Source organism: Alphaproteobacteria bacterium (assembly GCA_005883305.1).
Classification (GTDB): domain Bacteria; phylum Pseudomonadota; class Alphaproteobacteria; order Sphingomonadales; family Sphingomonadaceae; genus Allosphingosinicella.
On sequence record VBAC01000001.1, the window covers coordinates 345,706 to 360,300 of the forward strand.

The following is a 14,595-nucleotide window of genomic DNA, read 5'->3' on the forward strand; positions in this document are numbered from 1 at the left end:
CGCCGTTGATGCCGCCTTGTAGCGCCGCGCGGTTGACGCGCCGTTAAGCCTGATCGGCTAGTGCGACTTCATGGCCGGCCTCTTCCTCGTGCACGCGCGCGATCCCGCCTTCGCGGACGCCGCCATGGCCGGCGCGCGCGCGCAATTCGCGCGGCACGGCTTCGGCGCCGGCACCGAGCGCGCGTTCGACGGCTGGCGAGTTCTCCACGCGCCTTACGAGTCGGGCGGACCGGAAACCTTCCTCGCGAAGGGCGAGGATTTCGCCGCCGTGGCCGGGACCTTCACCTGCGACGGCAAGATGGGCGCCGAGGCGCTGGAGGCGCTACTGGCGATGGACTCCCCCGACTGGAGCCGCACTGGCGGCCAGTTCGTCGCGCTCGTCCACCGCTCCGGTCGGACCCGGCTGTTCACCGATTATTTCGGCGCGTTCCAGCTGTTCCACGATCCGCAGATGCGGCTGTTTTCCACGTCGCTGCTCAGCGCCGCCCGCGCGCTGCCGAGGCTCAGCTTTGACCCCCAGGGCGTCTACGAATTCGCCTTCAATGTCGTGCCGATCGGCGACGACACCGTGTTCGCGGAGCTGAAGACGCTGGGCCCTGATCGGATCGTGACGTTGCGGACGCATGGCGCTGCTGTGGAGACGGTCGAGAAGCCGCTGCCGGACGCCGAGCCGATGCCGCTCGAGGATCGGATCGCGGCGCATCGCGATCGGCTGATGGCGGTGGTCTCGGCCCATGTCAGCCAGTTCGGAAACAAGATCTACTGCCCGCTCTCGGGCGGTCTCGATTCCCGGCTGGTGCTGGCGGCCCTCCGGGCGGCAGGCGCGTCGCCGAACATCTACGTCTACGGGGGGCCGGACAGCGAAGATGTCCGCATCGCCCGCGAGATCGCCGCTGCCGAGGGCTTCGCGCTCGATTGGCTCGACAAGGAAGCCTGGGCCGCGCCCGAGCCCGATCAATTTTCCGAGCTGGTCGCCCGCAATTTCGAACTCTACGACGGGCTGCCAAATTATGGCGAGCTGTTCGAAAATGGCGCCAACGCTCACGCGCGCGCGGCCCGCCACCAAGGCGGCGCGCTCTCGGTCTCCGGCGGCTGCGGCGAAATCTTTCGCAACTTCTTCTATCTCCCCGACCGACGGTTCAGCGCCGCCGCCGTCGCGCGGACCTTCTATGCCCGCTACGCGAAGGGGGATGTAAGCGGGCTGTTCGACGAGCGCGTTTTCCTGCGCGCGATCGAGGACAAGATGCTGGCGGCGCTCGGCAGGGAAGGGGACCGCTCGCCTTTGCCGCGGCCGCTGGTCGAGCAGATCTATCCGCGAATCCGCTGCCGCGCTTTGTTCGGCCGCGAGATCAGCATCGAGGCGCGCTGCGGCGCCTATCTGATGCCCTTCCTCGACCAGAACGTTGTCGCCGAGGCGATGAGGCTGCCGCTCGATCTCAAGAATGCCGGCCGGTTCGAGGCGATGCTCCTGAACGCGATCGATCCGGCGCTGGCCCGGCTGCCGTCTGCCTACGGCCACGATTTCGCGGGCCCGCCGGATTTGAAGCACCGCTTCGCCGAATGGTCGACGCGGGCGCGCCCGGTGGCGCTAAGGCAGCGCAGCTACGCCGTGCGCCGCCGAATGGGCCCAGTCGCCGACGAACATGGCGGTCTGCTTTCGCCAGACTATATGGGGCGGGTCGTCGACCTCGATTATCCGGTCATGCGCCGCTTCTTCCGCCCGGAGCGAATCACCGACAGCGGCATGATGCGCCGGATCGCCAATCTCGAATATCTGGCGGAGCGACTTTCCATTTCGTCATCCTAAATCGTTCCCCGGCGAAGGCCGGGGTCCAGGAGCCGAAGGCTTTCGCTCGGTTATCGCGTTGACCCCCGGCGAGCGCCGGGCCTGGACCCCGGCCTTCGCCGGGGAACCGCATGCGGACCGACGAATTCCCTCCTACCGCCGCTCGAACGCGGTGATCCGCGGCCCAAGCCGGTTGTTCCGAACCACCAAAGCCTCGCCGCTCCAGTCGCCGACGAACACCGTGGTCCACGGAAATCCCGGCGCCACCGACGCCACATTGTCCTCGATGACGAGGCCGGCGCTCGGATGGTCGCCTTCCTCGGCGTGGACGGCGATCAGGGTGCCGTAATTCTCCTTGCCCAGCCCCTGGACGAAGACGTTCCCCGCGATCCGTCCGACCGAGCCCTCGGGCAGGTCGATCATGTAATTTGTGTCCCGCCCCGCGCTGTCGTCGAAGCTGTTGCCGACGATCTCGGCGCGAAGGGCTCGGCTCTTGACGTAGTGGCCGCCGGTGCCCCGCTCGAAGCGGGAGTTGGTGACCCGCACGGCCCCGTAATGCCCGATATAGACCGAATGGGCGCCGTGCCCGTCAGGATGCTTGCCGAGCCCGCTGAAGGTCGAGCCGTCGATCCAGATCCTGCCGTTCGGGTCGGCGGCGGAAAGGATTCCGCACTGGCCGTCGACGAACCGGGTCCGGGCGACCTGGAGGTCGCCTCGCTCGATCCGGATTCCGGCGCCGTTGCCGTCGTCGACGCGCATATGGGTGAACACGAGCCCGTCGACTCGCGCCGCCTGCCCGCGAAGGACGAGGGCCGCCTTGCCCTCGCACATCGCCCCGTCGAAGATCGCCGTCTCGGGCGTTTCCGCGACGAAGGCGATCCGTCCCTCCTCCTGCACCGCGCACTGGCGATAGCGGCCCGGGGCGATCCGGATCGTGCCCTCGCCGCCGGCTATCGCCGCGATCGCGTCGGCGAGCGTGCCGAAGCCCTGGCCGGTCTCGACGACCGTGAACGCCCGGCCGCGATCCTGCGCGGCCAGAGGGACCGTGAGGATCAGCGCTGGGAGGAAGGCGAGCTTGAGCCGGGTCATCGGCCTCCTCTTATCCAATCGCGGTTGACGGCCCATTAAACTTGCTCTGGCAAAGGGCGCTTCATGCGCATCCTGCACATCCTCGATCATTCGCTGCCGCTGCAGAGCGGCTACACCTTTCGCACCCGGGCGATCGTCAAGGCGCAGCTTGCGCGGGGGTGGGAGGTCGCCTGCCTCACCGGGCCGCGCCATTCGGCGGAGGGCCCCGACGGCGAGATCGTGGACGGAATCACCTTCTACCGCACCGGAAGGCCAGATCCGGCGCCCGCGCCGCTCGGCGAGTATCGCGAGATCAGGGCCCTGTCGGAGCGGCTGGACCGGTTGGTGGCGGAGTGGAAGCCCGACCAGCTTCACGCCCATTCGCCGGTGCTCACGGCCTTGGCCGCGCTGCCCGTCTCGCGGCGGCGCGGCGTTCCGCTCGTCTACGAGATCCGCGCCTTCTGGGAGGATGCAGCGGTCGGCAACGGCACGGGCCGGGAGGGATCGGCCCGCTACAGGCTCACCCGCCTGCTCGAAACCTGGGCAGCCCGCCGCGCCGACGCGGTGGCGGTGATTTGCGAAGGCCTTCGGCAGGACCTGATCCGGCGCGGCATTTCCCCCGACAAGATCCTCGTCTCGCCCAACGGCGTCGATATGGAGCTGTTCGGCGCGCCTCTCGGCGCCGACGCCGCCTTCGCTGGCAGCCTCGGGCTCGAGGGCGCCGAGACGGTCGGCTTCATCGGCTCCTTCTACGATTATGAGGGGCTCGACGATCTGATCGCGGCGATGCCGCGCCTGATCGAACGCCGGCCCAAGGCCCATCTGCTCCTCGTCGGCGGCGGCCCGATGGAGGCGGCGCTGAGGGCGCAGGCCGCGAATTCGCCGGCGGCGGAGCGCATCCACTTCGTCGGCCGCGTCCCGCACGACCAGGTCGAGCGTTATTACGCGCTGATCGACGTCCTCGCTTATCCGCGCAAGGCGATGCGCCTCACCGAGCTGGTCACGCCGCTCAAGCCGCTGGAGGCGATGGCCCAGCGCAAGCTGGTCGTCGCCTCCAACGTCGGCGGCCACCGCGAGCTGATCGAGGACGGAGTCACCGGCACCCTGTTTCCGCCCGGCGATCCGGAGGCGCTGGCCGCCGCTCTCGCCGATCTGTTCGAGCGGCGCGGCGACTGGGACGAGCGCCGCAATGCCGCGCGTGCCTTCGTCGAGCGCGAGCGTAACTGGTCGTCAAACATTTCCCGTTATGCGCCTGTCTACCAACGGCTTACCGGCAAGGCTTCATAGATGGCTTCGCGGCCCTTCCAGACTTTCACCCCAGGCTTCGGGCGAAGCGCGCTCGATCTGCCGGTCGCGGCGCTCGCCGCGGTCGCCGTCGCCTTCGCCGCCTTCGCCATGCCCGGCGACCTCATGGCCCGGCTGGTCGAGGCCAGCGGGCTGCCGAGCCTGCTCAGCGCGGCGGCGCCGCCGCTCGGCCTCAAGGCGCGCCTCGGAGTCAGCCTGATCGGCGCCGTGGCCGCGTTCGGCATCGTGCTCTTTCTTTTGAGGCTGCTCGACAGGACCGGCTTCGAAGCGCGCCGCCCCAGGCCGGAGCCCCGCCTTGAGCCCCGCTACCAGCCGCAGGAGATTGAGGAGCCCGAGGAGGCGCCCCGCCTGCGCCGCCGCGACTTCCATCCCGACGCCCCCGCGCGCCGTCCCATATCCGCCATTCGCGACCTCGGCGAGCCGGCTCCGCCCCAGCCGCCGATCGCCTCGCCCTGGCCGGAAGCGCCGGCCCCGCCGGGCTGGGAACCGGAGCCGGTGCCCCAGCCCGCGTTCGAGCCGCCGCCTCTCCTGCTCGGCGATCTGGAGCCGGAGCCGGAGCCGGAACCCGAATACCGGGACGAATATGTGCCCAGCCATGTATCGGAGCCGCGTGCAGAAGCCGTGCCGCTGCCCCAGCCATCGCCCCAGGCGGCAGCGCCGCCATCGGCGGATACGCAGTCCGCGAGCCTCGACGCGTTGATGGCCCGCCTCGAGCAGGGCCTGGCGCGCCGCGCCCGGCCTGAACCGGCCCCCGAGCCCGCCCCGGCGCCCGCCACGGCCGCCGAGGAGGTCCGCCACGAAGCGGACGACCGTCTCCAGAACGCCATAGAAAGCCTCCAGCGCTTCGCCGCGCGCGACTAATCCGGCGCTATCGTAAGCGCGTCGATCACGACTCGCACCTCTCCCGAAGTCCGCTCCCGCGCGACCAGCGCGATGTCCGCGACGATGTGGTCGTTCAGAGCGAATTGCCTTTCGCCAAGGCCGTCGAGCAGCGAATCCGCCGCCTGTTCCGACAGCGTGAGCTCGAACCGATGGCGCTCGCCCCACATGTCGGCGCTCGCCCAGGGGCGGCTGGTCGCCCGCCCGGCGGTGGCTTGCGGGCACAAGGCGCGCAGCAAGGCTTCGGCCGCCGCGCTCATCTCCGCGCACCCTGGCGGTCCAGCCAGCGATGGACCTTACGGACGGTGGTTTCACCGGCTTTCCGTCCTTTCCTCAGATCGAACACGAAGTTCGAATCGTTGAGCGCCATTCGGCCGAGGAAGGAGGGTGTAGTCCCGGTCCGTTTCAAATATTGCTCGATCCTCCGTTGAAGGCTCATGATGCACGCTCCGAATCGCATTCCCTATATGTTCACAATGAGCGGATATTTCCTACTTGTCTAGGAAAAATCTTACAGCTATGGAAATTCAATGACGGACGAAGAGGCGAGGGCCGCGCTGGCCGGCCTGATCGAGGAGCGCGCCGAAGATTATTCGGGCCTGTCGCGCCTGCTCGGCCGCAACCCGGCCTACGTCCAGCAGTATATCAAGCGCGGCAGCCCGCGCCGGCTGGCGGAGCGCGACCGGCGGCTTCTGGCGCGCTATTTCGGAGTCGACGAGGCGCGGCTCGGCGGGCCCTCGGGGCACAGCGGGGGCCATCTGCGTCCCGTCCCCCGGCTCGACGTCGGCGCTGCGGCCGGCGCGGGCGCGTTCGACGGGGCCGAGCGGGCGGAATCGCACATCGCCTTCGATCCGGCCTGGCTTCGGCGGATCGCCCGCAGCGGTCCCGACCAGCTTTCGATCATCCGCGTCGACGGCGATTCGATGATGCCGACCCTGGTCAACGGCGACGACATCCTCGTCGACCGCGGCGACTGCGCCGATCGCCTGCGCGACGGAGTCTACGTGCTCCGGATCGAAGGCGCGCTGGTGGTCAAGCGCCTCGCGGTCAATCCGGTGGCGCGCACGCTCAGCATCGGCAGCGACAATCCCGCCTACCCGACCTGGCCGCATTGCGACCCCTCGGCGGTGGAGATCGTCGGCCGGGTGGTCTGGGCGGGAAGGCGGATCGGGTAGGGGCGACACCCCGCGGAGTCATCCCGGCGAAGGCCGGGATCCATGAACCGAAGCGCTGGAGTACAGCTCCGCCGCCGCAACGCGCACCCAAGACTCCGTGTTCATAGGTCCCGGCCTTCGCCGGGATGACTCTTGCGTGTGGCCTTACCCCCGCCGGTCGATCAGCCACACCGCCAGCAGCAGCGCCAGCCCGACGCCGAGTCCGCCCAGGAAGCCGATGCTCGATTCGTGCGCCCAGGCGCCGACGATGACGCCGCCGATCAGCGAAAGCGCGAGCAGGCAGCCGCCGGCGCGGGTGAATCGTCTCCTGGGCTTCATGGCCCTCCAATGCCAGCCCCGGCCGCCATGCGCCAGCATCCTGGTTTACGCGGCGTTGACGATGGCCGTTGGCCCTTTTCGAAAGCATCCGATGTTAGGAAACCGAACAACGAAAAAGAAGAAACGAGGAAAGCGTTGGAGACCCCCGTTTACCTGTCCGACGCGTCGGCCGCCGCCGACGCGGCCGATCTGATCGCCCGCTTCGGCGCTTTCGCGGCCAGCGAGGCGGCGGCGCGGGCCGACCGCAGCCGCGATCTCGGCAACGTCGTCCATTTCTGCCGCTGGCGCGAGATCGAGCGGATGATCGCGCTCCTCTCCTCGTTCGACCGGGCCGACGCTACGGTCCACTGAGGGCGCGCCCCTAACAACGCTCTGGCGCGGCCCCGCCCGGCCAGCTAGCCTCTTCAACATGTTGCAAGTCGTTGCGGGGCGGCGTGCGGCGGCCCTCGCGGCCGCTCTTGCCCTCATCATCTGTGCCAGCGCCGCCCGCGCCCAGCCGGCCGATCCGCCGCCGGAGCCGCCCCCGCTCGACCCGTCGGCGCCGATGGAGGAATGGCCCGATCTCGGAATCGACTGGCCGGACATGGAGCGTGCGCCGGACCAGGCGATCGCCGACCGGCCGGACGCCGCCGCCAACGTCGCCGACGCCGCAGCCGCGCGCGGCTATTCCTACGTGATCGAGGGGTTGAGCGAGGCGCAGACGCCGGCCTTGCTGGAGCGCTTCCGCGCGCTTTCGACGCTGGAGGAATATCGCGGCGATCCGGCCAACGCGGCACAGATCGACCGCCGCGCGCGGGCCGACGCCGGGATGCTCGGCGAGCTGCTTCGCTCCTACGGCTATTACGACGCGCTGGTGACCACCGACGTCGCCGCGCCGAACGGCGGCGATTTCGCCGTCACCCTCACTGCCCAGCCCGGCCCCCTCTATCATTTCGCCCGGGTCGAGCTGCCCGGCCTCGATTCGGCGCTGGGCGCCGACTCGGAGCCCCTGCGCCAGAGCTTCGCGGTCGATCCCGAGGACCCGGTCGACGCCCAGACCGTGCTCGACGCCCAGGCCGCGCTTCGCGCCGAGCTCGGCCGGCGCGGCTACGCCTTCGCCGAGGTCGGCGAACCTGATGTCGTCGTCGATCACGACACGCGCAGCGCGACGCTCGTGCTGCCGGTCCAGCCCGCCGGCGCTCGGCGCTTCGGCGACATCCTCGTCGAAGGGCGGCCCTTATTCAGCGCCGACCATCTCGAAACGATCGCCCGCTTCCGCGAGGGCGATCCGTGGCGTGCCGACCGGATCGACGATCTTCGCCAGGCTCTGGTCGCCACCGGCCTCGTCTCCTCGGTCGCGATCCGCCCCGTCGCCCGCGAGAATAGCGACCTCGTCGACGTCGCGGTCGCGCTGGAGCCGGCGCCGATGCGGACGATCGCGGGAGAGGCCGGCTACGGCACCGGCGAGGGGATGCGCTTCGAACTCTCCTGGCAGCACCGCAACCTTCTCCCGCCCGAAGGCGCGGTGACCTTCCGGGGCATCGCCGGCACCCGCGAGCAACTCCTCTCGGCGGTCCTCAGGCGCAGCAACTTCATGCGCCGCGACCAGGTGCTGAACGCCGCGGTCGCCGCCGGCCATCTCGATCGGCCCGCCTATGACGCCCGCACCTTCACTCTCGTCGGCGGAATCGAGCGGCAGACCAACATCGTCTGGCAGAAGGCGTGGACCTGGTCGCTCGGCGCCGAGCTCACCGCGTCGGACGAGCGCGACGTCGATCTCGCCACCGGCACGACGCGGCGGCGGACCTTCTTCATCGGTGCGCTTCCGGCCTATCTCGGCTATGACGGATCGAACGACCTGCTCGATCCCACCAGCGGCTTCCGCCTTTCCGCCCGCCTCTCGCCCGAGGCCTCGCTCCAGAACGGCGGCTTCTTCTACGCCCGAGGCCAGCTCGACGGCAGCTTCTACCTGCCGGCGACGAGCACCGTGACCATCGCTGGCCGGACCCGCCTCGGCACCATCTTCGGCGCCAGCCGCGACCGCATCGCGCCCTCGCGGCGCTATTATGCCGGCGGTGGAGGCTCGGTGCGGGGTTACACCTTCCAGGCGCTTGGGCCGCACGATCCGGTGTTCGACGATCCGATCGGCGGGCGAAGCCTGCTCGAATTCGCGCTCGAAGCCAGGATCAGGTTCGGCAATTTCGGGATCGTGCCCTTCGTGGACGCCGGCAACATCGCAGATTCCTCGCTCCCGGGCCTCGGCGACCTGCAATTCGGCGCCGGACTCGGGGTGCGCTACCACACGCGCTTCGGGCCGATCCGGGTCGACGTCGGCACCCCCATTAACCCGCGTAGCGGCGATCCCCGGCTGGCGGTCTACGTCTCGCTCGGCCAAGCCTTCTGACGATGAGCGAGATCGCCATCGAGGAAACCGAAGCGGCGCCCGAGCCGGTCCGCCGGCCGCGCTGGCGGCGTTGGCTCTCGGCGCTGGCCAAGTTCGTCACCGGTTTCCTGCTCGGCCTCACCGCTTTGTTCGCGGCGATGCTCGCCTTGCTCGACACCGGCCCCGGCCACCGCCTGATCGTCGACCGGATCGCGGCCATGACTCCCGCCTCGGGCCTGCGCGTGCGCATCGGCCGCATCGACGGCTCGATCTGGAGCGAAACCCGGCTGCGCGACGTGCGGCTCTACGATCCTGACGGCCTGTTCGCGGAATCCCCCGAGATCGAGATGGATTGGCGGCCGATCGATTTTTTCTGGAACAGCCTGCGCATCCACCGGCTGGAATCGAACCTCGTCATCCTCCACCGCCTGCCTCAGCTCGTCCCCTCGCGCGAGCCCAGGCCGATCCTGCCCAGCTACGACGTCCATGTCGGCAGGCTCGACGTCCGCCAGCTGCGCATCGGCCGCGCGGTGACCGGGCGCGAGCGCTCGGGCAGCCTCCATGGCGAGGCTGAGATCCGCAGCGGCCGCGCTCTGATCGCCCTCGATTCGGCGTTGCGCGACGGCGGCGACCGGATCCTTGTCCGGCTCGACGCCGAGCCGGATCGCAACCGCTTCGATCTCGACGCGCGGATCGACGCTCCGGCGAACTCGGTGCTCGGCGCGATGCTCGGGACCGCGCGGCCCGTCCGGCTCGTCCTCGACGGCGACGGCACTTGGGGCCGCTGGCTAGGCTCGGCCCAGCTCGACGTTTCGGGCCGCCGGACCTCGGAGATTCAGCTCAGGATGGAAACTGGCCGCTTCAGCCTGCGCGGCTGGGCAGCGCCCGCACCCTTCCTGACGGGCAAGCTGCAGCGGCTCACCGCCCCGCGCGTGCTCGTCGGCGGTAGCGGCCGTTTCGCCGACCGACGGTTCGACGGCCGCCTATCGTTGCTGTCGCCCGCGCTTCGGCTTGAAGCGCGCGGCCTCGTCGATCTCAGGCGCGGCCGCTACGAGAACGTCCAGGTCGCCGCCCAACTCCTTCGGCCTCCGGCGCTCTTCACCAATATGACCGGGCGCCAGGTCCGCGTGGCGGCCATGCTGGACGGCGCGTTCGGCAGCGCGCGCTTCGTCTATCGCTTGACCAGCCCGCACATCGCCTTCGATGAGACCGGATTCGATGACATCCGCCTCGAAGGGCGCGGCAGCCTGTCTCGTCCGCCGGTCCGCGTGCCGATCCTGGCCACCGCTCGGCGAGTCACCGGCGTCGGCGAAGTCGCCGGCGGGATCCTGGCCAACCTACGGGTTCAAGGCATCCTCGACGTCACCGCTTCTCGCCTGAGCGGCGACAATCTCATGCTCAGCTCGGACAAGCTGCGCGGCCTGCTCAGCCTGTCGGTGGACCTGCGCAGCGGCGTCTATGCGGTGACGATGGTCGGCGGAATGCGGACCTACGTCATCCCCGGCTTCGGTGTGGTCGACGTTCTGTCCGAGCTTCGCGCGGTGCCCGGGCCCGGCGGCCGCGGGACCCTGGTCACGGGGACGGCGCGGGCCTGGGTCCGGCGGCTCGACAACCGCTTTCTGGGGTGGGTGGCGGGCGGCCTGCCGCGGCTGGAGACCCAGCTGACGCGCGGCCCCGACCGGATCATCCGCTTCACCAACCTGCGCCTGGTCGCCCCCAAGCTGACGCTGACGGGAAGCGGAATCCGGCGGATCGACGGCACGTTCCAGTTCGAGGGGGCGGGGCGCCATGCCGATTACGGCCCGCTCCGGCTCGGGCTAGACGGCCGGATCGAGCGGCCGCGCCTCGCCATCCGGCTTGAGCGGCCGGTCGATTCGCTCGGCCTCGCCAACGTCCTGCTCAATCTCGAGCCCAATCCGTCGGGCTTCGCCTGGCGCGCGGAGGGCGGATCGACGCTCGGTCCGTTCAACGGCGCGGGCTCGATCCTGCTCCCGCCGGGCCAGCCGGCGATCGTCCAGGTCGCGGCGCTCAACGTTTCCGGCACGCATGCGAGTGGCGCTCTGCGCTCCGACGCCGACGGCTTCACCGGGCGGCTCGCGGTCGCGGGCGGCGGGCTGGAAGGCACCCTGCTGTTCAATCCGGTTGGCGGCAATCAGCGGATCGCCGTTGACCTCACTGCCAACGACGCGGCCTTCGTCGGCCCGCCGCCGGTCGTCATCCGGCGGGGCACGATCCGGGGAGTCGTTCTGCTCGATCCCGGCGGAACCTCGGTCGAGGGACGGATCGTCGCGCGCGGTGTCAGCCGGGGGCCGCTGTCGATCGCCAGCCTCGACGCCCAGGCGAGTCTGCGCGGCGGCACCGGCCAAGCGCGAATCCGAATCGCCGGCTCGCGCGGCCGCGATTTCTCATTCGACGCGCTCGCCGACATCGCCCCGGGACGATTCCGCGTCAGCGGCTCCGGAACGCTCGACCGGCGCCCGCTCGAGCTCGTCACGCCGGCCATGCTGACCGCGAGCGAGGAGGGCTGGCGGCTCGCGCCGACCCAATTCCGCTTCGCCGGGGGCAGCGCAAGCCTCGCCGGCCTGTTCGGCCTGCGCACCGAGATCGACGCCCAGCTCCAGGCGATGCCGCTCTCCGTGCTCGACATCGCCTGGCCCGATCTCGGCCTCGGGGGCATCGCCTCGGGGAGCGTCCGCTACCGCTCGGCCTCGCCCGATGCGCCGCCGTCCGGCGCGGCGGACCTTCGCGTTCGCGGCCTGACCCGCGCCGGCCTGGTGCTGACCTCGCGCCCCGTCGATCTCGGCCTCAACGCGCGTCTCGACAGCGGCCAAGCCGCGCTGCGGGCCGTGGCGGTCAGCGAGGGCCGAACGATCGGCCGCCTCCAGGCCCGGATCGCGTCGGTCGGCAATTCGGGCGACCTGCTCACCCGCCTCAGCTACGCGCCGATGCGGGCGCAGCTCCGCTACAATGGACCGGCCGACACGCTCTGGCGGCTGACCGGGATCGAGCTGATCGACCTTTCCGGCCCGGCCGCGATCGCCGCCAACATGGGGGGGACGCTCGCGGTTCCGGTCATCAACGGCTCGGTGCGCACCACCGGTGCGCGCCTCGAAAGCGCGGTGACCGGCATGGTCATCGACAATCTCGCAATGTCGGGGCAGTTCGGCGGCTCGCAGCTGCGCATCACCAGCTTCAGCGGCCGCACCGCGGGCGGCGGAGCCGTGTCCGGCTCCGGAGCGCTCGATTTCGCGGTCGTGCAGGGCGTCGGCATGAACTTCGACGTCCGTGCCGAGAACGCCCGGTTGCTCGACCGCGACGACATCCAGGCCGCGGTCACCGGCGATCTCGCCATACGCTCCGATGGCGCCGGCGGTTCGATCGGCGGAGACGTCCGGGTCACTTCGGGCCGGTTCCGCCTCGGCAGCGCCACCTCGACCGCCCAAATCGCCCGCCTCAACGTGCGCGAGGTCGGCGGCGCGGCCGCGGACCTCGCGCCCACCGTCCGCCACGTCGCGCCCTGGCGTCTCGCGCTCGGAGTCGTCGCGCCAAACCGAATGAATGTCACCGGCCTCGGCATGAACAGCGAATGGCGGGCCGAGCTTCAGGTGGCGGGCACGGTGACCGAGCCGCGAATCACCGGCGACGCCACCCTTTTGCACGGCACCTACGATTTCGCCGGCCGCCGCTTCGATCTGATCCGGGGCAACATCCGCTTCCAGGGCGAATCCCCGGTCAACCCGCAGCTCGACATCGCCGCCGAGGCGCGCGTGCGCGGCCTTTCCGCCCAGATCCGGGTCACCGGCCGAAGCCAGCGCCCCGAAATCGCCTTCACCTCGACTCCGGCTTTGCCGCAGGACGAATTGCTCTCGCGAATCCTGTTCGGCACCTCGATCACCAATCTCTCGGCGCCCGAGGCCGTGCAGCTCGCCTCGGCGGTGGCCAGCCTCAACGATCCCCGCGGCGGGCTCGACCCGATCAACGCCCTGCGCCGCGGAATCGGCCTCGATCGCCTGCGCATCCTCCCCGCCGACGTGACCCAGGGGATCGGCACCCAGGTCGCCGCCGGCAAATATCTCGGCCGCCGGGTTTATGTGGAGGTGATCACCGACGGCCGCGGCTATTCGGCGACCACGGTCGAGTACCAGATCACCCGCTGGCTCTCGATCCTCTCCTCGATCTCGACGATCGGCCGCGAAAGCGTCAACGTCCGCGTCTCGCGGGATTATTGAGGGGAGGGCGCGTGAGCCAGGAGCATCGCATCCGCAACATAATCGGCGGCTCGGCGGGCAATCTCGTCGAGTGGTACGATTGGTACGTCTATTCGGCCTTCACCCTCTATTTCGCGCCCTCCTTCTTTCCGAGCGGCAACCGCACGACCGAGCTGCTGAGCGCGGCCCTGGTGTTCGCGGTCGGCTTCGTCATGCGCCCGGTCGGCGCGTGGATCATGGGCGTCTACTCGGACCATAAGGGCCGCAAGGCCGGGCTGACGCTCAGCGTCTCCCTGATGTGCCTCGGCTCGCTGATGATCGCGTTGACGCCAGGCTACGCGCAGATTGGGGCTTGGGCGCCGGCTTTGCTGGTCTTCGCGCGGATGGCGCAGGGCCTCAGCCTCGGCGGCGAATATGGATCGAGCGCGACCTATCTCAGCGAAGTGGCGGGCGAGCGCCGGCGCGGCTTCTTCTCCAGCTTCCAGTACGTCACCCTGATCTCGGGCCAGCTGATCGCCTCGGCGGTGCTGCTCGTCCTGCAATTCGCCATGACGGAGGAGGCGCTGGAGGGCTGGGGCTGGCGGATTCCGTTCGCGATCGGCGCGGTGCTGGCCTTCGTCGTCTTCTACATCCGCCGCCGCCTGACCGAGACCGAAAGCTTCAAGAACGCCAAGGCGGCCGGCGCTCCCAAATCGGGCGGCTGGCGGCTGATCCGCGAGCATCCCAGGGAGGCTTCGCTGGTGATGGCGCTGACCGCCGGCGGAACGCTCGCTTTCTACGCCTACACCATCTATCTGCCCAAATTCCTGGTCAACACGTCGGGCTTCGACCGCGAGACGGCCAACCGTATCTCGACCGCCGCCCTCTTCGTCTTCATGTGCCTCCAGCCGCTCGGCGGCGCGCTGTCGGACCGGATCGGACGCAAGCCGGTCATGGCCGCGTTCGGCGTGCTCGGGGTGCTCTTCACCGTGCCGATCTTCGGCACTCTGGCGCACGTGCGCGATCCTTACGCGGCCTTCGCTTTGGTCATGGCGGCGCTGGTCATCGTCACCGGCTACACGTCGATCAACGCGGTGGTGAAGGCCGAGCTCTTCCCCGCGCACATCCGAGCGCTCGGAGTCGCGCTTCCTTATGCGCTGGCCAACACGATCTTCGGGGGCACCGCGGAGACGGTCGCCTTGTGGCTCAAAAACCGCCACGTCGAGAGCCTGTTCTACTGGTATGTAACGGCGATGATCGGCCTGTCGCTGATCGTCTACGTGACGATGCGCGACACCAGGCGGCACAGCCTGATCGCGGAGGACTGACGCGGGCGCTCCCAAACGCCGATGGCCGCCCGGTCAGGGAGGGCCGGGCGGCCACGTTCGGCTCTTGACGAGCCTGGCCCGTACGGCCTCGCGGAAGCTGGTGAAGCCGGCGGACGATGATCCGAGGAGGCGCCCCGGGAACCGAAAAGGGACGCCCTCGATCGCTGTCAGCCAGTTAAACCAAGGA

At 69.7% G+C, this 14,595-nt stretch carries 10 protein-coding genes; 8 read left to right on the top strand and 2 right to left on the bottom strand.

From position 1 onward, the window contains the following. The first annotated feature begins 70 nt into the window (after positions 1-70). Positions 71-1,807 carry a hypothetical protein gene (locus tag E6G92_01610; GenBank protein TMJ18567.1) on the top strand — a complete coding sequence of 579 codons (1,737 nt, stop codon included), beginning with the start codon at positions 71-73 and terminating at the stop codon, positions 1,805-1,807. Positions 1,808-1,939: 132 nt separating this feature from the next. Here E6G92_01610 and E6G92_01615 read toward each other — a convergent pair whose 3' ends face one another. Continuing rightward, on the bottom strand, positions 1,940-2,875 hold the full coding sequence (locus tag E6G92_01615) for a right-handed parallel beta-helix repeat-containing protein (GenBank protein TMJ18568.1): 936 nt from the start codon (positions 2,873-2,875) through the stop codon (positions 1,940-1,942). Positions 2,876-2,938: 63 nt separating this feature from the next. Here E6G92_01615 and E6G92_01620 point away from each other — a divergent pair, with 63 nt between their 5' ends. Together E6G92_01620 and E6G92_01625 are read left to right on the top strand one after the other, a co-directional pair. Further along, a complete protein-coding gene (locus tag E6G92_01620; GenBank protein TMJ18569.1) occupies positions 2,939-4,141 on the top strand; it encodes a glycosyltransferase, exosortase A system-associated in 1,203 nt (400 codons plus the stop codon). Beyond that, on the top strand, positions 4,142-5,020 hold the full coding sequence (locus E6G92_01625; protein TMJ18570.1) for a hypothetical protein: 879 nt from the start codon (positions 4,142-4,144) through the stop codon (positions 5,018-5,020). Here the strand turns inward: E6G92_01625 and E6G92_01630 are convergent. After that, positions 5,017-5,298, bottom strand: coding sequence for a hypothetical protein (locus E6G92_01630; GenBank protein TMJ18571.1), 282 nt, complete (start codon positions 5,296-5,298; stop codon positions 5,017-5,019). The two genes, E6G92_01625 and E6G92_01630, sit on opposite strands and share 4 nt — an antisense overlap. 270 nt (positions 5,299-5,568) lie before the next feature. Between E6G92_01630 and E6G92_01635 the strand changes: the two genes are divergently transcribed. From E6G92_01635 to E6G92_01655, 5 genes are all read left to right on the top strand, one after another. After that, positions 5,569-6,213 (top strand): S24 family peptidase, encoded by a 645-nt coding sequence (locus E6G92_01635; protein ID TMJ18572.1) that lies wholly within the window; start codon positions 5,569-5,571, stop codon positions 6,211-6,213. A 453-nt stretch (positions 6,214-6,666) separates the two neighbouring features. Next, the gene (locus E6G92_01640) at positions 6,667-6,882 is read left to right on the top strand and encodes a hypothetical protein (protein ID TMJ18573.1); all 216 of its coding nucleotides are present in this window, start codon (positions 6,667-6,669) and stop codon (positions 6,880-6,882) included. A 58-nt stretch (positions 6,883-6,940) separates the two neighbouring features. Beyond that, positions 6,941-8,914, top strand: coding sequence for an outer membrane protein assembly factor (locus E6G92_01645; GenBank protein TMJ18574.1), 1,974 nt, complete (start codon positions 6,941-6,943; stop codon positions 8,912-8,914). A gap of 2 nt (positions 8,915-8,916) precedes the next feature. Continuing rightward, complete coding sequence (locus E6G92_01650) at positions 8,917-13,122, top strand: translocation/assembly module TamB (protein ID TMJ18575.1); 4,206 nt, start codon at positions 8,917-8,919, stop codon at positions 13,120-13,122. Next, complete coding sequence (locus E6G92_01655; protein TMJ18576.1) at positions 13,119-14,408, top strand: MFS transporter; 1,290 nt, start codon at positions 13,119-13,121, stop codon at positions 14,406-14,408. The genes E6G92_01650 and E6G92_01655 overlap by 4 nt, the downstream gene beginning before the upstream one ends. Positions 14,409-14,595 lie beyond the last annotated feature (187 nt).

Excerpts from the sequence above, each read along its gene's own strand:
- E6G92_01610 (TMJ18567.1), top strand. The coding sequence starts at position 71 with ATGGCCGGCCTCTTCCTCGTGCACGCGCGCGATCCCGCCTTCGCGGAC.
- E6G92_01615 (TMJ18568.1), bottom strand. The coding sequence starts at position 2,875 with ATGACCCGGCTCAAGCTCGCCTTCCTCCCAGCGCTGATCCTCACGGTC.
- E6G92_01620 (TMJ18569.1), top strand. The coding sequence starts at position 2,939 with ATGCGCATCCTGCACATCCTCGATCATTCGCTGCCGCTGCAGAGCGGC.
- E6G92_01625 (TMJ18570.1), top strand. The coding sequence starts at position 4,142 with ATGGCTTCGCGGCCCTTCCAGACTTTCACCCCAGGCTTCGGGCGAAGC.
- E6G92_01630 (TMJ18571.1), bottom strand. The coding sequence starts at position 5,298 with ATGAGCGCGGCGGCCGAAGCCTTGCTGCGCGCCTTGTGCCCGCAAGCC.
- E6G92_01635 (TMJ18572.1), top strand. The coding sequence starts at position 5,569 with ATGACGGACGAAGAGGCGAGGGCCGCGCTGGCCGGCCTGATCGAGGAG.
- E6G92_01645 (TMJ18574.1), top strand. The coding sequence starts at position 6,941 with ATGTTGCAAGTCGTTGCGGGGCGGCGTGCGGCGGCCCTCGCGGCCGCT.
- E6G92_01650 (TMJ18575.1), top strand. The coding sequence starts at position 8,917 with ATGAGCGAGATCGCCATCGAGGAAACCGAAGCGGCGCCCGAGCCGGTC.